The organism is Pantoea sp. QMID4 (genome assembly GCF_030270445.1).
GTDB classification, from domain to species: domain Bacteria; phylum Pseudomonadota; class Gammaproteobacteria; order Enterobacterales; family Enterobacteriaceae; genus Pantoea; species Pantoea vagans.
The window spans coordinates 425,870-445,557 of record NZ_BSXL01000002.1 but is presented as its reverse complement, the minus strand read 5'-3'; the positions used below and the strand labels follow the sequence as shown (position 1 = coordinate 445,557).

The following is a 19,688-nucleotide window of genomic DNA, read 5'->3' as shown; positions in this document are numbered from 1 at the left end:
GGAGCCATCGGCTCCTTTTTCATCAGCATTCAGTCTCAGGCAATACGGCCATGACACTGCTTGTACTTTTTACCGGAACCGCATGGGCAGGGATCGTTGCGGCCGACTTTGCGTTCGCCACTCTGCTCCGCCACAGGCTCGGCTGCCAGCAGATCTTCTTCTACATGGCTTAGCTGCTGTTGCTGCGCCAGACGTTCAGCTTCTTCACGACGCTGTTGCTCCATCGCTTCAACTTCTTCTGGCATGCGCACCTGCACTTTGCTCAGCGTACTGATCACTTCATATTTCAGTGATTCAAGCATTGCGGCAAACATAGCGAAGGACTCACGCTTGTACTCCTGCTTCGGATCTTTCTGCGCATAGCCGCGCAGATGGATACCCTGACGCAGATAGTCCATCGCAGCCAGATGCTCTTTCCACAATGAGTCCAGCGTCTGCAGCATCACGCCTTTTTCGAAGTTGCGCATCATCTCTTCGCCAACGATCTGCTCTTTCTCTGCGTAGCTTTCCGTGGCGTGGGTCATGATGCGCTCACGCAGCACTTCTTCATGCAGGTCAGGCTCTTTATCCAGCCATTCTGCAATCGGCAGGTTCAGATCGAAGTCAGCACGCAGACGCTCTTCCAGACCCGGCACGTCCCACATCTCTTCCAGCGACTGCGGCGGAATATAGGTATCGATGGTGGCTTTATAGACATCGTGGCGAATACTGTTAATGGTTTCGCTAACGTCAGAGACATCCAGCAGCTCATTACGCTGACTGTAGATCGCGCGACGCTGGTCATTCGCCACATCATCATATTCCAGCAGCTGCTTACGAATATCGAAATTGCGGCTTTCAACTTTACGCTGTGCGTTGGCAATCGCTTTGGTGACCCATGGATGCTCAATCGCTTCGCCTGGCTTCATGCCCAGTTTGCGCATCATGTTGGAGACGCGGTCTGATGCGAAAATACGCATCAGCGCATCTTCCATCGACAGGTAGAAGCGTGAAGAACCGGCGTCACCCTGACGGCCGGCACGACCACGTAGCTGGTTATCGATACGACGCGATTCATGACGTTCGGTACCGACAATGTGCAGACCACCTGACGCCAGCACCGCATCATGACGAATCTGCCAGGCCGCTTTGATCTCTTCGATTTGCGCTTCAGTCGGTTCTTCCAGTTCAGCCACCTCCGCATGCCAGCTACCGCCCAGCATAATATCCGTACCCCGTCCGGCCATGTTGGTGGCGATAGTGACCGCACCCGGCTGACCGGCCTGCGCCACGATGTCCGCTTCGCGGGCGTGGAATTTGGCGTTCAGGACGTTATGTTTGATACCGGCACGGGTCAGTTCGTTAGAAACCACTTCTGATTTTTCAATCGAGATGGTTCCCACCAGCACTGGCTGACCGTTGGCAGTACGCTCACGGATATCTTCGATAATGGCATCGATCTTCTCTTTCTCGGTCATGTAGACCAGGTCGGCCAGATCTTTACGCACCATCGGACGGTTGGTCGGCACCACAATGGTGTCGAGCTTGTAAATAGAGCTGAATTCGAACGCTTCGGTATCAGCAGTACCGGTCATACCGGCCAGCTTCTCGTAAATACGGAAGTAGTTCTGGAAGGTGATGGAGGCCAGCGTCTGGTTCTCGTTCTGAATTTCAACGCCTTCTTTCGCTTCAATCGCCTGATGCAGACCATCGGACCAGCGACGGCCCTGCATGGTACGGCCGGTGTGTTCATCAACAATCACCACTTCGCCATCTTTCACGATGTAATCAACATCGCGGGTAAAAAGTGCGTGCGCACGCAGCGCCGCAGTGACGTGGTGCATCAACATGATATTGGTCGGTGAGTAGAGAGACTCGCCCGCTTCCATGATGCCCTGGCTGACCAGCAGCTCTTCCACTTTCACCAGACCACGCTCAGACATGTGAGCCTGACGCGCTTTCTCATCGACCCAGAAGTCACCTTCACCCTGATGGGTTTCGGTATCTTCTTTATCCTGGCGAACCAGATGAGGGATGATCTTGTTCACTTTGGTGTAAAGCTCAGAACTGTCTTCTGCCGGACCGGAGATAATCAGCGGCGTACGCGCTTCATCGATCAGGATGGAGTCGACCTCATCCACCAGCGCATAGTGCAGTTTACGCTGTACGCGCTCTTCCGGGCTGAAAGCCATGTTGTCGCGCAGATAGTCAAAGCCATATTCGTTGTTGGTGCCGTAGGTAATATCAGCAGCATAGGCTTCACGCTTCGCCACCGCCGGCAGGCCCGACATGTTGATACCGATGCTTAAACCCAGGAACTCAAACAGTGGACGGTTATTTTCCGCATCACGCTGTGCCAGATAGTCGTTGACGGTCACAACGTGAACGCCTTTGCCGGACAGCGCATTCAGATAGGCTGGCAGCGTTGCGGTCAGGGTTTTACCTTCACCGGTACGCATTTCAGCGATGCAGCGGTCGTTAAGCACCATGCCACCGATCAACTGCACGTCGAAGTGGCGCATGCCGAACACACGTTTACTCGCTTCACGCACGGTCGCGAACGCTTCCGGAATCAGGCTTTCCAGCGATTCGCCTTTTTTCAGGCGCTCGCGAAACTCATCGGTTTTCGCTTTCAGTTCATCGTCAGAGAGCTTCTCAAAATCGGGCTCCATCTTATTGATGACGTCCACCACTTTACGCATACGGCGCAGCGTACGATCGTTACTGCTACCAAAAACCTTGGTCAATATTTTGCTTAACATAGTAAATATATTCTCAATTCAGCCGGCGCATTCCGGACTGCAACATCTAAACAGAGTGAATAAAACCAAAAATATTAGCAGAACAATCGGGCGGGTCCGGCGCGAATGCCATGCACGCTGGCATGCCATTCTACCCATGAGCGGGTAGCGGCTGTGAAAAGAGGGGGTACAGATATCTGCTGCGGTGCAGTGTGCAGCGCAGAATGTGATGTCAGTAAATTATGCAGTGAGTCGATCAGCGCCAGCTTTTGTGCCGCCAGCGGTAACTGCTGTTGCTCCGCCTGCACCTGAGGTGCCAGCGTGAAAGAGAGGTGACGAATAACGGTGCGGATGGCGTGCTGATGCCAGTAATCCACGCTGAAGCCTGGACGCCGGGATGTTTCCTGAAGCCGGATTAAATGATCAAAGCGGGTAGCATTGCCGAGAAAAAGACTGCTGACCGGCGATTCAGACGAGGCGTTGAGTTCGGAGCTTTGCGCACAGGCTGGCAAGCCAAAGCTGGCCGCTACCATCCCTAACAGGAGATGGGGCCAGAAGTAGCGTCTACCTAATTGTCGCCAGCGCAGAAGAATTCCGATCACAACTTTTCCATCGCGCATGCTCTGTTGCGCTCTTGATTTCGTGTACCCGCCGCGAGCCGCAACGGATTTCGGCCTGTAAAAGCGCCACAGATAGTAACATTAATGTGGGGCATCCACACCTGGGATTAAAGCGGCGGCGTGAGAAAACGCGTGTGATTGTTCAGCAATTCAGCAGAACAGACAACGCTTTGCGAGCAAGGTCGCAGTCATCAGGTGTGTTAAGGAAGGCGATAAAAAAACGGCTGGTGACGCTGACCGGAGAGGGTGTCAGCATAACCAGCCGTTTCACGTTCTGGGGTAGTTAAGCCAGAACCAGATTCGGTGCTTTGAATGCCACTGGCAGTTCAGCTTCGTCTTCGAAGGTTGCCCATTCCCAGGCTTCCTGCTTAGCCAGAACCGCCTGCAACAGTTTGTTGTTCAGCGCGTGGCCCGATTTGAACGCAGTGAATGCGCCAATGATGTTGTGACCACACATAAACAAGTCGCCAATCGCGTCCAGCATTTTGTGACGGACAAACTCGTCTTCAAAACGCAGACCTTCTTCATTCAGTACACGGAAATCATCCAGACCTATCGCACAATCTAAGCTACCGCCCAGGCACAGGCCTTTAGACTGCAGATATTCGATTTCATGCATAAAGCCAAATGTACGCGCCCGGCTGATTTGACGAACAAAGGCGTCAGCGGAGAAGTTCATCGCGTAGCGCTGTGAGCTGGAATCGATAGCCGGGTGTTTAAAGTCAATGGTGAAATCGAGCGAGAAACCGTTATACGGTTTGATCTCAGCCCATTTGTCACCCTCTTCCACACGCACGGTCTGCTTAACACGCACAAATTTCTTCGCACTGTTGAGCTGCTCGATACCCGCATCCATCAGCAGATAGATAAACGGTGCTGCGCTGCCATCCATGATCGGAATTTCTGGCGCATCGACTTCAACAATAATGTTGTCGATACCCAGACCCGCCAGGGCGGCATTAAGGTGTTCAACTGTTGAAATACGCACGCCTTCATCATTCACCAGGCAGGTACTCAGCATGGTGTCGCGCACGTATTTTGCATCAGCCGGAAAATCTACCGGTGGATTCAAGTCGGTGCGACGATAGATGACCCCGGTGTTAGCCGACGCAGGGCGTAATGTCAGTGTGACTTTTTTGCCGGTATGTAAACCGACGCCAGTCGCCTGAACAATACGTTTTAATGTCCTTTGTTTGATCATCGCATTATCTCGCAGTATCACCTTTCCGACCGCCAGTATACTTTACCAGCGGACAGACACTTTAGCACAAAGAGCGGAGAATCCCAATTATAGGGTTAATCCTAGTCGGCCTGCTTACGTAAAAAGGCCGGAATATCAAGATAGTCTGGCTCTTTATTCGACTGCGCAGCCTGGTCGTTAACGACTTTGGCAGCAGGCTTCTGCTCCTGCGGCAGCGGTGACATACCGTGCTGCTGATAGCGATGATCCATCACGGGCTGGCTGGCTGGCTTGTTAGTGACCAGCGTGATTTCCGGACGCTTGTCCATGCCAATACCGGTTGCCACGACAGTGACGCGCAGTTCGTCGTTCATTTCCGGATCCAGCGACGTACCAATTACCACGGTCGCGTTGTCAGAAGCGAAGGCGCGGATAGTGTTACCCACGGTTTCGAACTCATCCAGACGCAGGTCGAAGCCCGCAGTAATGTTGACCAGCACGCCACGGGCGCCAGACAGGTCGATATCTTCCAGCAGCGGGCTGGAGATCGCCATTTCAGCCGCTTCTTCCGCACGATCTTCACCACATGCCACGCCTGAGCCCATCATTGCATAGCCCATTTCGGACATCACGGTACGCACATCAGCAAAGTCGACGTTCATCAGGCCCGGGCGGGTGATCAGTTCGGCAATACCCTGGACTGCGCCTTTCAGCACGTCGTTGGCCGCACCAAACGCATCCAGCAGGGAAATGCCACGACCCAGCACTTTCAGCAGCTTGTCGTTCGGAATGGTGATCAGTGAATCGACATGCTTGGAGAGTTCAGCGATCCCCTGCTCGGCAAACGCCATGCGTTTCTTGCCTTCGAAGTTGAATGGCTTGGTGACAACCGCCACCGTCAGGATACCGAGATCCTTGGCCACTTCAGCGACTACAGGTGCTGCACCGGTACCGGTACCGCCGCCCATGCCTGCTGCGATGAAGACCATGTCTGCCCCTTCCAGCGCAGCCCGCAGTGCTTCGCGATCTTCTTCTGCAGAGTTACGGCCCACTTCCGGGTTCGCACCCGCACCCAGACCTTTGGTAATGTTATTACCGATCTGGATGGTCTGGCCGACCGCTGTTTTACGCAGCGCTTGCGCGTCGGTATTCACAGCAAAGAATTCCACACCTTCGATACGTTCGCGTACCATGTGCTCTACGGCGTTACCGCCGCCGCCACCGACGCCGATGACTTTAATCACCGCGTCGTTGGTTAATTCCATAGGTTCAAACATGATTTCTCTCCGTTATGTGCCTGTCGCCTGGAGATCACTAAAGAAAACAGCATGATCCCCTTTTACAAAAATTAAAACTCTTTTTTTAACCAACTGTTAATACGCTTGAACCAGTTACCTACTGAAACCCGTTTTTCGGTCTCTGCATCACCGTTCATGTGCGACTCTTTGCCGTAATGCAACAGTCCCACGGCGGTGGAGTAGTACGATTCCTGCGCATAATCAGTCAGGCCGGTAATATTCAGCGGCTGTCCGATACGCACCTGCGTATGGAATACGCGTTGCGCACAGGCCGCCAGTCCTTCGATTTGCGCTGCACCACCGGTCAGGACAATGCCTGCGGCCAGATGATGTTTCACGCCCTGCTGACGCAGTTGTTCCTGTAACTGCAGAATCTCGTCATTGACCAGATTCAAAAGTTCGGTATAACGCGGCTCAATCACTTCCGCCAGCGTCTGACGTTGCAGGCTGCGCGGTGGGCGTCCGCCTACGCTTGGCACTTCAACGTTCTCATCTTTGCCGACGATCGAGCCCAGCGCACAGCCATGGCGCACTTTAATCGCCTCAGCATCCGTTGGTGGCGTACCAAACGCATAGGCGATATCGCTGGTGACGACGTTGCCTGCATACGGAATCACCTTAGTGTGCCGTAAAGCGCCGCCGGTATATACGGCTATGTCCATTGTACCGCCACCAATATCGACAACACAGACGCCCAGCTCACGTTCGTCTTCAGTCAGAACCGCAAAACTGGAGGCGAGGCCGGCAAAAATCAGCTGATCCACTTTCAGTCCGCAACGCTCAACGGCTTTAACGATGTTCTTCGCCATATCGTTGTGGCAGGTGATCAGGTGCACTTTTGCCTGCATGCGCACGCCGGACAGTCCGACCGGATTCTTAATCCCTTCCTGATAATCGATTGCGTATTCCTGAGGAATCACGTGCAGGATGCGGTGCTCGTCACGTACTCTCACCGATTTGGCGGTATGTACAACGTTCTCTACATCATCCTGAGTCACTTCCTCTTCCGAAATCGGAACCATCCCGATTTCGTTCTGACAACTGATATGTTTGCCCGATAAAGCAAGGTAGACAGAGGAGATCTGGCAATCTGCCATCAGCTCAGCCTGATCGATGGCGCGCTGAACGCATTTCACCACCGACTCAAGGTCGTTTACGCCACCTTTATCCATACCGCGGGAAGGGCAGCTGCCCACCCCAATAATGTTGACCATACCATCGGGCAGAATTTCCCCAACCAGGGCGGCAACCTTTGCAGTGCCGATTTCGAGTCCAACTACCAGTTTTCTGTCCGTTGCCTTGATCATTGTTGTTTAGCCTGTACCTGGTTCTGTTGCTGATTACTGTCCTGTGGCTCCATCACGACCGGTGTCCAGCCAACAGAAGCGCCAGAGTCGTATCGCAAATCCACGTAGCTGATACGTTTGCTCTCATTCTGACCTTGCTGTTGCAGCACCGGGTAGAGCTCAATAAAGCGATTCAGTCGTTTCATGGTGTCACTGCGGCCCAGTTCGATACGTACATCATCGCTGGTGACCAACTGCCATGAACGACGGGCCGTCATCGACGCCACCTTCAGGGTAAACTTCCGGGCTTTCAGCACATCATCCATGCTGTGATAGCCCGCCAGGACCTCTTTCTCACTCCCTTCTGGCCCATACAACATCGGCATTGTTTCTTTGCCGGCATGACTGGCGGGTACGCTGAAGGAGACACCTTCAGCATCCACCATATGCAAATCGTTCCAGCGCGCCACTGGCGTGTACTCCACCAGATGGATTTTCAGTTCGTCTGGCCACTGCTTACGGACGCTGACCTGCTTAATCCACGGCAGCCGCTCAATCTGCTGCTGCAGGATATCCACATCCTGAGACATAAACGTGCCAGGCGGACCCAGCGACAGAATCGCCTGGCGGATATCGTCATGGGTGGTGTAGTGCGTCTGTCCTGTCACCACCAGTTTTGATAGCGGCAGTCGGGACGCATCATTCATCCACTTCAGCACTACCAGCCCGCCGGCAACCATAATTCCGATAACCATCAGCAGAAAAACAATGCCGAACAGTCGGGCTCCGTTACTGCGCCCGGTGCGAATACGCTCCTGCGGTTCACGGTTTCGAACTCTCATCGCCGCCTGTGACATATCAGTCGGCCAGCTCCAGAATATGGGCAACCAGCTGCGGGAAACTCATGCCCGCCTGTTTCGCTGCCATAGGAACCAGACTGTGACTGGTCATACCCGGAGAGGTATTGGCTTCCAGTAGCTGGAAATTCCCAGCCCCATCCGTCATCACATCAACCCGTCCCCAGCCACGACAGCCCAGTGCACGCCAGGCCGCCAGCACCAGCTGTTGTAATTCAGCTTCACGTTCAGCGCTTAAATCGGCCGGACAGACGTACTGAGTATCGTCAGAAATGTATTTAGCTTCATAGTCATAGAACTCACTGGCGCTCTTTATTTCAATTGAGGGCAGAATGCGATCGCCCACAATCGCGACGGTATACTCTGCGCCGCTGAGAAACGCCTCGACCAGTACGTCATCGTCGTGCTTAAACGCCATTTCCAGTGCGGCAGGCAGCGCGCTCAGATTGTTAACCCGGCTGATACCCACGCTCGAGCCTTCACAGGCTGGCTTAACAAACAGTGGCAGCCCCAGTGCGGTAATCGCCGCATTGCTCTCTTCATCCAGCCCGGATTGAAACTGCTGACGCGTCAGCCAGACAAATTTTCCTGACGGTAAACCGCGACCCTGCCACAGCAGTTTGGTGCGCAGCTTATCCATGGTCACAGCCGATGCCATTACGCCGCTGCCGGTGTAAGGCAGTTGCAGGAACTCAAGCACAGCCTGCATTGTGCCATCTTCTCCGCCCCGGCCATGCAGCGCGATAAATGCTTTGGTAAAGCCCTGCTCTTTCAGCGTCAGCACTGACACATCACGGGTATCGACGCCATGCGCATCGATGCCCATCTCCCGCAGTCCGGCGACGACGGCCTGACCCGAGTTCAGCGAAACCTCACGCTCTGCTGAGGTGCCGCCCATTAATACGGCAACTTTATCCACCATGACGATCCTCCGCTTTGCGTTCCGGCTGGAGCTTATTCTCCGCCAGCTTGCGGGCAACCTTGCCGACGTTACCGGCACCCTGCACCAGGATCAGATCATTGCCTGACAGTAACGGCGCCAGCATTTCTGGTAGCGCGTCATGTTCCGGCACCAGAATCGGATCAACCTTGCCCCGGTTACGAATGGCACGGCACAGCGACCGGCTGTCGGCACCCGGAATCGCGGTTTCACCGGCGGAGTACACATCCAGCATCAGCAAAACATCGACATGCGAAAGCACGTTGGCGAAATCATCAAACAGATCGCGGGTGCGGCTGTAACGGTGCGGCTGAAACACCATCACCAGTTTTTTATCCGGCCAGCCTGCGCGCGCGGCTTTAATCGTCGCGTCCACTTCAGTGGGATGATGTCCGTAATCATCTACCAGCATCGCAGTGCCCGGCTGACCGTTGACCGGCTCTGTCGGGAATTCACCCAGCAGATCAAAGCGTCGGCCCGTGCCCTGGAAACTCTCCAGCGCAGCCAGGATGGCATTGTCTTCAATGCCCTCTTCACTGGCGACGGCAACCGCGGCAGCCGCGTTCAGGGCGTTGTGGCGACCCGGCGCATTCAGCGTAATCTGCAGCGGCGCTTTGTCCTGACGAATCAGGGTGAAATGCCCCTGCGCGCCACTCTGCTCGTAATTTTCAATGCGCAGATCCGCATCGTCACTGAAACCGTAGGTGGTGATATGACGGCCCACGCGCGGGATCAGGTCACGGATGACCACATCGTCCACACACATTACTGCACGACCGTAAAACGGCAGGTTGTGCAGGAAGTTAATAAACGTCTGCTTCAGGTTCTCAAAATCACCCTGATAGGTGTCCATATGGTCAGCTTCGATGTTGGTCACAATGGCCACCATTGGCTGCAGATGCAGGAACGACGCATCGCTCTCATCCGCTTCGGCAATCAGATAGCGGCTGTTACCCAGACGCGCATGGGTACCTGCTGCTTTGACCAGGCCGCCGTTAACGAACGTCGGATCAAGACCGGCTTCCGCATAAATACTCGACACCATCGCCGTCGTGGTCGTTTTGCCATGCGTACCCGCAACGGCGATGCCGTGACGGAAACGCATCAGTTCAGCCAGCATCTCAGCGCGTCGGATCACCGGGATACGCTGTTCACGAGCCGCAACCAGTTCCGGGTTATCCTGCGATACGGCGCTGGAGACCACGACGACGCTGGCATCGGTCACGTTTTCGGGGCGATGGTTAAAATAAATGGTGGCGCCCAGGGCAATCAGATTCTGTGTCACCGGGTTAGGGGCCAGATCTGAACCGCTGATATGGTAGCCTTCATTTGCTAACACTTCGGCAATACCGCCCATGCCAGCACCACCGATGCCGACAAAGTGGATGTGCCGGACGCGACGCATCTCGGGCACGATAGAACGCAGTTTTGCCAATTGTTGTGTATTCATCGCTCTCAGTTACCTGCTATTTCAGTTTGTACCCACTTTGGGTACAGGTCAGACGCGCTGACCGGAATGATTACTTTGCGGCGCGAGCCACTTCCTGAGCGACCCGTTCAGTCGCATCGGGGATCGCCACCTGACGGGCCTGCTCAGCCATCGTCAGCAGTGTTGCGCGGTCCCAGTGGCGTAGCAAATCCGCTACAGCCTCCGCAGTAAATTGCGGCTGCTCAAAAATTCTGGCGGCGCCCGCTTTCTCCAGCGGCAGCGCGTTCCAGTACTGCTGGCGATCTTTGTGCTGAAACGGCACGAAAATCGCCGGTAAACCAGCGGCAGCGACTTCGCTCACGGTTAATGCGCCGGAGCGACATACCACCACATCAGCCCAGGCGTAGGCGGCAGCCATGTCATCAATAAACTCAGTGATCTTATGCTGCGTCTGTCCGGCCTGCTGATACGCTTTCTCTGTTTCGGGCTGTGCCCCTTTACCGGTCTGATGCCACAGGGTGATCTCATCACCTACCAGTGCCGCAACCTGCGGCAGCGTCTGGTTCAGTATTCGCGCCCCCTGACTGCCGCCAATCACCAGCACCCGAATCGGGCCATGACGATCCGCCAGACGTTGCGCGGGTAAAGGCAGCGCCAGAACATCGGTACGAACCGGATTCCCCACCACATCGGCGGCGGGAAACGCGCCCGGAAACGCCTGCAAAACTTGGGTGGCGATTTTCGCCAGCCATTTGTTAGTCAGCCCGGCGATTCCGTTCTGCTCATGCAGCACCACTGGAATCCCGCAGCTCCAGGCCGCTAAGCCGCCTGGTCCTGAAACGTAGCCGCCCATCCCCAGCACAACATCCGGCTGCCAGGCTTTCATAATGCGACGCGCCTGGCGCCAGGCATTGAAGATACGCAGCGGTGCCAGCAGCAGTGCTTTCATCCCTTTCCCACGTAACCCGCTGATGCGGATAAAGTCGATGTCGATGCCGTGCTTTGGCACCAGATCGGCTTCCATACGATCGGCAGTGCCTAACCAGCGAACCTGCCAGCCCTGTTCCATCAGATGATGGGCGACAGCCAGACCGGGAAAGACATGTCCGCCGGTTCCGCCTGCCATCACCATCAATCGCTTACCGCTCATCGACCACCTCGGGTAAACGCCTGCGCTTTCGTCAGGCGCGTTTCATAATCTATGCGTAATAAAAAGACGATGGCGGTCGACATAATGATCAGACTCGAACCACCGTAACTGATCAGCGGTAAGGTCAGGCCTTTGGTCGGTAACATACCGGCTGCAGCCCCGACGTTAACCAGTGCCTGGAAGCTGAACCAGACACCGATTGAACAGGCTAAAAAGCCGGAAAAACGCTGATCCAGTTCCAGAGCACGACGGCCAATCGACATCGCACGAAAAGCGACGAAGAATACCATTAAAAGTGCCAGTACCACACCGACATAGCCGAGTTCTTCCCCGATGATGGCGAAAATAAAGTCGGTATGCGCTTCCGGCAGATATTCCAGCTTTTGCACCGAGTTACCGAGTCCCTGCCCCCAGAATTCTCCGCGACCAAATGCCATCAGAGACTGCGTCAGCTGGTAGCCACTACCAAACGGGTCTTCCCATGGATTCCAGAACGAGGTCACACGGCGCATACGATAAGGTTCTGCAATGATCAGCAGGATCACCGCAAAAATGCCGGAGCCGATGATGGCCATGAACTGCCACAGCTTGGCACCGGCCAGGAACAGCATTGCCAGCGTGGTGACAAACAGCACCACCACCGTACCCAGGTCCGGCTGCGCCAGCAGTAACACCGCCAGCACGACCATCACGCCCATCGGCTTACAGAAGCCCCAGAAGTTGTTTCGCACCTCTTCCACTTTGCGCACCAGGTAGCTGGCGAGATAGCAGAACAGAGAAAGCTTCGACAGCTCCGCTGGCTGGATACGCAGCGGACCCAGCGCGATCCAGCGCGAGGCACCGTTAACCGAGCTGCCGACCACCAGAACAATCAGCAGCATTGCCACCGTGACCATCAGCATCACGTTGCTGTAGCGCTGCCAGAAATCCATCGGCACCCGCAGTGTGACCAGCGCCATACCTAAAGCCAGTGCGATGTAGAACGCATCACGCTTGGCGAAGTAAAAGAGGTCATCATTCAGACGCTGACCTACCGGCATTGACGCCGACGTCACCATCACAAAACCAATTACCGCCAGGCCCAGCGTCAGCCATAACAGAGTGCGGTCATAGAGCACCAGCGATGAATCATCACTTTCGCGTGCGCCCATCACCCAGTTTTTCAGGCGTCCTGAGAAGTAACCCGCCAGTCCGGCGCCAGGAATTCGCATCAGCTCAGCTCCTTCGCCAGTTGCGCGAACTGCTCACCACGCTGCTCAAAGTTACGGAACTGGTCAAGACTGGCGCAGGCTGGCGACAGCAGAACCATATCGCCGGTGTTAACCTGTGGCGCGATCTGCTCCATTGCCTGTCGCATCGTTTCCGTGCGCACGGCAATGTCAGGACGCAGCGCGGCCAGCGCATCGCCGTCACGGCCAAAGCAGTAAAGGCGTACGTTGTTGCCCTGCAGCCAGGGGATCAGCGACGTGAAATCGGCTGATTTACCATCACCGCCCATCAGCAGCCACAACGTTCCTTTTACCTGCAGGCCATTCAGTGCCGCTTCGGTGCTGCCGACATTGGTCGCTTTGGAGTCATTAATCCAGCGCACACCCTGGTGTTCATGGACCAGCTGGAAGCGATGCGCCAGACCATTAAAGTGCGTTAAGGCCGCCAGGCTGGAGGCGCGTGGCAGACCGACCGCATCGGCCAGCGCCAGCGCAGCCAGCGCGTTGGTGTAGTTATGCTGTCCCACCATCTTCATTTCAGCGGTGTTCAGGACTTTCTCGCCTTTCACCCGCAGCCAGATACTGCCCTGCTGCTTGTTAAGGTGGTAGTCACCAAAATCGACACCAAAGCTGACACAGCGCTTATCCGCACCCCGTACCGGCATCGTCAGCGCATCATCGGCGTTAACGATGCAGATCTGCGCATTCTCATAGACCCGCAGCTTGGCGGCACGATACTGCTGCATACCCAGCGGATAGCGATCCATATGATCTTCGGTGACGTTAAGCACGGTTGCCGCAGCCGCTTTCAGACTGTGGGTGGTCTCAAGCTGGAAGCTGGAGAGTTCCAGTACATAAAGCTGGGCCGGTGATTGCAGCAGACTCAGCGCGGGCAGACCAATATTGCCGCCGACGCCTGCCTGCCAGCCTGCGGCTCTCGCCATCTCACCCACCAGCGTGGTCACGGTGCTTTTGCCGTTGGAACCGGTAATTGCCACAATGGGTGCCTGCGCCTCGCGGCAGAACAGCTCAATGTCACCGACGATTTCAATTCCGGCTTCTACCGCTTCGCTGAGAATCGGATGCGCCAGCGCGACGCCAGGACTGGCAACAATCAGATCGGCCGCCAGTAACCAGTCGCCGTTAATGCCGCCCAGATGGCGTTCAACCTGCCCGGGCAATTTATCCAGCCCCGGCGGCGAGACACGGGTGTCCATCACGCGAGGCGTGACGCCCTGCGCTAAAAAGAAATCAACACAGGAGAGCCCGGTAAGGCCCAGTCCGATGATGACGACTTTTCTACCCCGATAGTCAGCCATGATTAACGCACCTTCAGCGTGGCCAGGCCAATCAGCACCAGCATTAGCGAAATAATCCAGAAGCGCACGATGACGCGAGGTTCCGGCCAGCCCTTAAGTTCATAGTGGTGATGGATCGGCGCCATGCGGAAAATACGCTGGCCGCGCAACTTAAACGATCCCACCTGCAGGATCACCGACAGCGTTTCAACCACAAATACGCCGCCCATGATCACCAGTAAAAATTCCTGACGCAGTAACACCGCGATGGTTCCCAGCGCGCCGCCTAAAGCCAGCGAGCCGACGTCACCCATAAAGACCTGAGCCGGATAGGTGTTGAACCACAGGAAGCCCAGCCCTGCCCCGACGATGGCGGTACAGACAATAACCAGCTCACCGGCGTGCCGCAGATAGGGAATATGAAGGTATTCAGCAAACTTCACGTTACCGGTTGCCCAGGCAACCAGCGCGAAACCCGCAGCAACAAAGACGGTTGGCATAATCGCCAGGCCATCCAGGCCATCGGTCAGATTGACCGCATTACCCGTTCCGACAATCACAAAGTAGGCCAGCAGCACATAAAACAGGCCAAGCTGCGGCATGATGTCTTTGAAAAACGGCACAACCAGTTGAGTCGCAGGGGTATCTTTGCCCGCCGCATAAAGTCCGAACGCCACACCCAGCGAAATCACCGACATCCAGAAATATTTCCAGCGGGCAATCAGGCCTTTAGTGTCTTTACGCACCACTTTGCGGTAGTCATCGACAAAGCCGATGATGCCAAATCCGACTAACACGAACAGCACGCACCAGACATAGGGGTTCGACGGATAGGCCCACATCAGTACCGAAATGGTGATGGAGGTCAGAATCATGATGCCGCCCATGGTAGGCGTCCCGCGCTTACTGAAGTGCGATTCCGGACCGTCGTTACGGACGACCTGGCCAATCTGTAATTTCTGCAGCCAGGCGATGAGGCGCGGCCCCATCCAGAGCGAGATAAATAACGCGGTCAGCAGGCTGACAATGGCGCGAAACGTCAGATAAGAAAAGACGTTGAAGCCCGAATAAAAAGCGACCAGATGCTCGGCCAGCCAAACTAACATGTTCCTTTCTCCTTTAAGCTCTGTACTACCTGCTCCATGGCGGCACTACGTGAACCTTTTATCAGGACGGTAATTTCTGAGTGTTCGGACAACAATTCTCGCAAACGTTCAGTCAGCGCCGTCTTATCGCCGAAATGTTCACCAACACCACTGTTTTCACTGATGAAGTGGCTGAATTTTCCACAGGTCAGTACGCGGTCAAGGCCTGCTTCGCGTGCCGCTTCACCGATTTCGCGATGACATTTTTCAGTCTCTTCACCCAGTTCCGCCATATCACCCGCGACCAGCACCTGGTAACCTGGCATCTCTGACAGGACCTGGACGGCTGCGGTCATTGAGCCGACGTTCGCGTTGTAGCTGTCATCCAGCAGCAGCTGATGCGCAGAGAGGCGCACCGGAAACAAACGACCCGGCACCGATTGCAGGTTTTTCAGTCCCTGCTGAACGGCGCTAAGCGGCGCATCCACTGACAGGGCCAGTGCCGCCGCCGCCAGAGCATTAGCAATGTTATGACGGCCCGGCAACGGCAGAACGATCTCAGCCGTGCCGCGCGGTGTGTTCATCACAAAATGGGTGCCATCCTGCATAATACGGATATCACGGGCGGAGAAATCACACTCTGCCGCCTGCGGAGAAAAGCGCCACACGGTTTTATCCTGCAGCGTGCTCTGCCAGTTCGGCCAGTCGTTGCTCTCCGCGTTGAGAATGGCAATGCCGTGAGCCGGCAGGCCCTGAAAGATCTCACTTTTCGCTTTAGCCACACCCGCCAGCGAACCAAAACCTTCCAGATGGGCCGCGGCCAGGTTATTGACCAGCGCGCTTTCCGGTTTAACCAGGTCAGTGGTGTAGGCGATTTCGCCCTGATGATTTGCACCCAACTCGATGACCGCATACTGATGTTCTGCGGTCAGGCGGAGCAGGGTCATCGGTACGCCATAATCGTTGTTGAGATTGCCTGCGGTGTAGAGCGTTTCGCCGCACTGACGCAGAATCGCTGCGGTCATCTCTTTGACCGAGGTTTTGCCGGAGGAGCCGGTCAGCGCGACTACGCGGGCGGTCGACTGCTGACGAACCCAGGCACCCAGTCGGCCAAAGGCAATACGGGTATCTTCAACCACCACCTGAGGCACAGCGACAGGTAAATGCTTACTTACCAGCAGCGCCTGTGCGCCATTCGCAATGGCCTCTCCGGCGAAGTCGTGTGCATCGAAGCGTTCGCCCACCAGCGCGACAAACAGGCTGCCCGCCGTCACCTGGCGGGTATCGGTAGTCACATCGTTCAGGGTTAAATCGCTGCCGTGCAGCGTGCCGCCGGTAATTTCCGCCAGGGTCTTTAATGAAACCGGAATCATGCTGCGCCTCCCAGCAGTGCCGCTACCGTGGCACGATCGGAGTAGTCGAGACGACGGTTGCCGATGATCTGATAATCTTCATGGCCTTTGCCCGCCACCAGCACGATATCGTCAGGCTGTGCCTGCATAATGGCGTTAGTGACCGCTTGCGCACGTCCCGATACCACCCGGGCGCGGCCCGGATCCAGCAAACCGGTCAGAATGTCTTTTACTATCGCCTGCGGATCTTCGCTGCGCGGATTGTCGTCGGTAATCAGCACCACATCCGCAAATTGTTCAGCAATCGCCCCCATTAACGGGCGCTTACCTTTGTCACGGTCGCCGCCGCAGCCAAACAGGCACCAGAGTTTTCCTTTGCAATGCAGACGTGCCGCTTCCAGCGCTTTTTCCAGCGCATCCGGCGTGTGGGCATAATCCACCACGACCGTCGGTTTTCCTGCAGCGCTGAACACTTCCATACGCCCGTTAACGGGCTGTAACTGTGGTGCAACGCTTACCAGCGTCGCCAGCGGATAATCCAGTGACAGCAGGGTCGCCAGCGCCAGCAGCAGATTGCTGACGTTGAACGCGCCCATCAGCGGGCTGTCAATTTCACCGTTGCCCCAGCTTGAGCTGAAACGGATATGAGCCCCGTTGTCGTGATACTCCACCGCATCGGCTTTCAGCCAGCGGCCATGGCAGCCCGGTTGAAGGTTATCTTCCATGGTGACGGCAACCGCATCAGGTAAGCGCGTCAGCCAGCGACGGCCGATTTCATCATCAGCGTTAAGAATCGCCTGTCCGACCTGATGCTCAGAAAACAGCAGCCATTTGGCCGACTCATAGCTCGGCATGTCACCGTGGTAATCGAGGTGATCGCGACTGAGGTTGGTGAAGACCGCCGCAGCAAACGGCAGCGCCGCAACGCGATGCTGCACCAGACCGTGTGACGAGACTTCCATCGCGGTCAGGGTCGCCCATTTTTCAGCGAGCTCGTGCAGCATATGCTGAACGTCCACTGCTGAACCGGTAGTATTTTCTGCAGCGACTAAGTGACCTACCAGCCCGTTGCCAACGGTGCCCATCACTGCGCTGGTCTCACCCAGCAGCGTCGCCCACTGCGCCAGCAGCTGGGTGGTCGTGGTTTTACCGTTGGTGCCGGTGACGCCAATCAGCGTCTGCTTCTCGCCCGGCTGCTGATAAAAACGTCCTGCTAAAGCCGACAGTCGCTGATGCAGCTGTGCCAGATAGATAACCGGTACGCCGTGCATTTCACGGATTTCGCCGTCGGTCGCTTCACCTTCAGCTTCAGCCACCACGGCGGCTACGCCCTGCGCAATCGCCTGCGGAATGAAACGGCGGCCATCAACCTGATGGCCTGCAACAGCGACAAACAGATCGCCAGACGCCGCAATGCGGCTATCCAGGGTCATGTCGCGCAGTGGGCGCGCCGGCGCGCCTGGCACCCAGGGGCCGAGTAAGTCGCGCAGGTTACGATCTGTCACTTGATTCCTCACTTCTGTTAGTCACCAACTCATTCCTGTCATTGGTCGTCGGTAATGCGTCCGGCTCGATGTTCATGGTGCGCAGTACGCCGCCCATGATGGCACCAAACACCGGTGCAGAAACCGCACCGCCGTAATACTTGCCGGCCTGGGGATCGTTGATCACCACCACCAGCGCGAATCGGGGATGACTGGCAGGCGCAACGCCTGCGGTATAAGCAATATATTTATTGACGTAGCGTCCGTCCGGCCCGACTTTTTTCGCCGTACCGGTTTTTATCGCGATGCGATAACCTTTAATTGCCGCTTTAACGCCACCGCCACCGGGCAGCGCCACGCTTTCCATCATGTGCATCACGGTTTTAACCAGTGACTCATCGAAAACGCGTTGTCCCGCGACGGGCGGATCCACTTTGGTAATCGACAGCGGACGGTTAATGCCATAGCTGCCAATCGTTGCGTAGACTCGCGCTAACTGTAACGGCGTTACCATTAGCCCGTAGCCGAAAGAGAAGGTGGCCCTCTCTATGTCAGACCACCGTTGTTTTTTAGGGTATAAGCCACTACTTTCCCCGACCAGCCCCAAATTGGTCGGTTTGCCCAGTCCAAAGCGCGCGTAAGTTTCTACCAGCGCTGAGGAAGGCATCGCTAACGCCAGACGTGAAACACCGACGTTACTCGACTTCTGTAAAACCCCTGTCAGGGTCAATTCGTTGTAGCGCGCCACATCTTTGATCTCATGACCATTGACGCGATACGGCACGGTATTCAGGACGCTGTTCTCTCTGACCACGCCACGCTGCAGCGCGGTCATCACCACCATCGGCTTCACGGTAGAACCCGGCTCGAAGATGTCGGTAATCGCGCGGTTACGCATCAGATCTTTAGGCGTATTGGTGAGATTATTCGGGTTGTAAGCCGGACTGTTGGCCATCGCCAGCACTTCACCGGTATTCACATCCACCAGCACCGCCGTACCCGATTCCGCTTTGTTAAAAGCAACGGCGTTATTCAGTTCACGGTAAACCAGCGCCTGTAAGCGCTCATCAATGCTCAGGGTCAGGTTATGGGCGGCGCGGCTGTCCACAGAGGAGATATCTTCGATGACGCGGCCATAGCGATCTTTGCGCACCGTCCGCTCGCCCGGCGCACCGGTCAGCCATTTATCAAAGCTCTTTTCAATGCCTTCGATGCCCTGGCCGTCGATATTGGTAAAGCCAATCAGATGAGAGGTGACCTGCCCGGCAGGATAGTAACGACGCGACTCTTCGCGCAGATGAATACCGGGAAGTTTGAGTTTTTTGACGTATTCACCGATGGCCGGATTAACCTGGCGCGCCAGATAGACAAAGCGGCCTTTAGGGTTGGCATTAACGCGGGCCGCCAGTTGGTCAAGTGGAATAGAGAGCGCATCGGACAGTGCTTTCCAGCGACTGTCGAGCGTTACGCCACCACCGGCATGCAGCTCTTTTGGATCAGCCCAGATGGCATTAACCGGTACACTGACAGCCAGTGGGCGACCAGCGCGATCGCTGATCATCCCGCGCGAAGTCGGCACTGCCTGAACGCGCAGCGAGCGCAGATCGCCCTCTTTTACCAGCTTGCCGGGATTGATGACCTGCAGCCAGGCCACACGCGACAGCAAACCGCCCAGCGCCAGTAAAATACAGCCGCACAGCAACGCAAAACGCCAGCTTACAAAGCTGGCTTTATCTTCCGGTTTCTTTAACTTCAGCGTTCTGCCTGTGCCGCTCATTCGC

The 19,688-nt window shown here is 55.8% G+C and carries 15 protein-coding genes; all 15 read right to left on the bottom strand.

The genetic code is table 11. The annotated features are described in order from the left end of the window. Positions 1–35: 35 nt before the first annotated feature. Complete coding sequence (gene secA, locus QSK07_RS06850) at positions 36–2,741, bottom strand: preprotein translocase subunit SecA (RefSeq protein ID WP_285721182.1); 2,706 nt, start codon at positions 2,739–2,741, stop codon at positions 36–38. 74 nt (positions 2,742–2,815) lie between these two features. Beyond that, positions 2,816–3,322, bottom strand: a complete 507-nt coding sequence (gene secM, locus QSK07_RS06845) for a secA translation cis-regulator SecM (protein WP_336748355.1) — start codon at positions 3,320–3,322, stop codon at positions 2,816–2,818. Positions 3,323–3,623: 301 nt separating this feature from the next. Then, positions 3,624–4,541 (bottom strand): UDP-3-O-acyl-N-acetylglucosamine deacetylase, encoded by a 918-nt coding sequence (gene lpxC, locus QSK07_RS06840; protein ID WP_285721180.1) that lies wholly within the window; start codon positions 4,539–4,541, stop codon positions 3,624–3,626. A 101-nt stretch (positions 4,542–4,642) separates the two neighbouring features. After that, on the bottom strand, positions 4,643–5,797 hold the full coding sequence (gene ftsZ / locus QSK07_RS06835) for a cell division protein FtsZ (RefSeq protein ID WP_003854738.1): 1,155 nt from the start codon (positions 5,795–5,797) through the stop codon (positions 4,643–4,645). Between the two features lie 71 nt (positions 5,798–5,868). Then, positions 5,869–7,125: a cell division protein FtsA gene (gene ftsA / locus QSK07_RS06830; protein WP_003854739.1), complete on the bottom strand. Its 1,257-nt coding sequence runs from the start codon at positions 7,123–7,125 to the stop codon at positions 5,869–5,871. Further along, positions 7,122–7,961 (bottom strand): cell division protein FtsQ, encoded by an 840-nt coding sequence (gene ftsQ / locus QSK07_RS06825; protein WP_275220575.1) that lies wholly within the window; start codon positions 7,959–7,961, stop codon positions 7,122–7,124. The genes ftsA and ftsQ overlap by 4 nt, the downstream gene beginning before the upstream one ends. Before the next feature lies 1 nt (position 7,962). Further along, positions 7,963–8,883, bottom strand: coding sequence for a D-alanine--D-alanine ligase (locus QSK07_RS06820; RefSeq protein WP_285721179.1), 921 nt, complete (start codon positions 8,881–8,883; stop codon positions 7,963–7,965). Further along, complete coding sequence (gene murC / locus QSK07_RS06815) at positions 8,873–10,351, bottom strand: UDP-N-acetylmuramate--L-alanine ligase (protein WP_098051496.1); 1,479 nt, start codon at positions 10,349–10,351, stop codon at positions 8,873–8,875. Before murC ends, QSK07_RS06820 begins: the two co-directional genes overlap by 11 nt. A 70-nt stretch (positions 10,352–10,421) precedes the next feature. Continuing rightward, positions 10,422–11,480, bottom strand: a complete 1,059-nt coding sequence (gene murG / locus QSK07_RS06810; RefSeq protein ID WP_285721178.1) for an undecaprenyldiphospho-muramoylpentapeptide beta-N-acetylglucosaminyltransferase — start codon at positions 11,478–11,480, stop codon at positions 10,422–10,424. After that, the gene (ftsW, locus tag QSK07_RS06805; protein WP_098051498.1) at positions 11,477–12,691 is read right to left on the bottom strand and encodes a cell division protein FtsW; all 1,215 of its coding nucleotides are present in this window, start codon (positions 12,689–12,691) and stop codon (positions 11,477–11,479) included. Before ftsW ends, murG begins: the two co-directional genes overlap by 4 nt. Then, positions 12,691–14,007, bottom strand: coding sequence for a UDP-N-acetylmuramoyl-L-alanine--D-glutamate ligase (murD, locus tag QSK07_RS06800; protein WP_285721177.1), 1,317 nt, complete (start codon positions 14,005–14,007; stop codon positions 12,691–12,693). Before murD ends, ftsW begins: the two co-directional genes overlap by 1 nt. Before the next feature lie 2 nt (positions 14,008–14,009). Then, positions 14,010–15,092, bottom strand: coding sequence for a phospho-N-acetylmuramoyl-pentapeptide-transferase (gene mraY / locus QSK07_RS06795; RefSeq protein WP_013356763.1), 1,083 nt, complete (start codon positions 15,090–15,092; stop codon positions 14,010–14,012). Beyond that, the gene (murF, locus tag QSK07_RS06790) at positions 15,086–16,444 is read right to left on the bottom strand and encodes a UDP-N-acetylmuramoyl-tripeptide--D-alanyl-D-alanine ligase (RefSeq protein ID WP_285721176.1); all 1,359 of its coding nucleotides are present in this window, start codon (positions 16,442–16,444) and stop codon (positions 15,086–15,088) included. Before murF ends, mraY begins: the two co-directional genes overlap by 7 nt. Then, a complete protein-coding gene (gene murE, locus QSK07_RS06785) occupies positions 16,441–17,928 on the bottom strand; it encodes a UDP-N-acetylmuramoyl-L-alanyl-D-glutamate--2,6-diaminopimelate ligase (RefSeq protein ID WP_285721175.1) in 1,488 nt (495 codons plus the stop codon). Before murE ends, murF begins: the two co-directional genes overlap by 4 nt. Continuing rightward, on the bottom strand, positions 17,915–19,684 hold the full coding sequence (gene ftsI, locus QSK07_RS06780) for a peptidoglycan DD-transpeptidase PBP3 (protein ID WP_013356760.1): 1,770 nt from the start codon (positions 19,682–19,684) through the stop codon (positions 17,915–17,917). The genes murE and ftsI overlap by 14 nt, the downstream gene beginning before the upstream one ends. Positions 19,685–19,688: the final 4 nt, after the last annotated feature.

Coding starts and splice junctions, on each gene's coding strand:
- secA (WP_285721182.1), bottom strand. CDS start 2,741: ATGTTAAGCAAAATATTGACCAAGGTTTTTGGTAGCAGTAACGATCGT.
- ftsZ (WP_003854738.1), bottom strand. CDS start 5,797: ATGTTTGAACCTATGGAATTAACCAACGACGCGGTGATTAAAGTCATC.
- murF (WP_285721176.1), bottom strand. CDS start 16,444: ATGATTCCGGTTTCATTAAAGACCCTGGCGGAAATTACCGGCGGCACG.
- lpxC (WP_285721180.1), bottom strand. CDS start 4,541: ATGATCAAACAAAGGACATTAAAACGTATTGTTCAGGCGACTGGCGTC.
- ftsI (WP_013356760.1), bottom strand. CDS start 19,684: ATGAGCGGCACAGGCAGAACGCTGAAGTTAAAGAAACCGGAAGATAAA.
- ftsW (WP_098051498.1), bottom strand. CDS start 12,691: ATGCGAATTCCTGGCGCCGGACTGGCGGGTTACTTCTCAGGACGCCTG.
- mraY (WP_013356763.1), bottom strand. CDS start 15,092: ATGTTAGTTTGGCTGGCCGAGCATCTGGTCGCTTTTTATTCGGGCTTC.
- murG (WP_285721178.1), bottom strand. CDS start 11,480: ATGAGCGGTAAGCGATTGATGGTGATGGCAGGCGGAACCGGCGGACAT.
- murC (WP_098051496.1), bottom strand. CDS start 10,351: ATGAATACACAACAATTGGCAAAACTGCGTTCTATCGTGCCCGAGATG.
- QSK07_RS06820 (WP_285721179.1), bottom strand. CDS start 8,883: ATGGTGGATAAAGTTGCCGTATTAATGGGCGGCACCTCAGCAGAGCGT.
- ftsA (WP_003854739.1), bottom strand. CDS start 7,125: ATGATCAAGGCAACGGACAGAAAACTGGTAGTTGGACTCGAAATCGGC.
- ftsQ (WP_275220575.1), bottom strand. CDS start 7,961: ATGTCACAGGCGGCGATGAGAGTTCGAAACCGTGAACCGCAGGAGCGT.
- murD (WP_285721177.1), bottom strand. CDS start 14,007: ATGGCTGACTATCGGGGTAGAAAAGTCGTCATCATCGGACTGGGCCTT.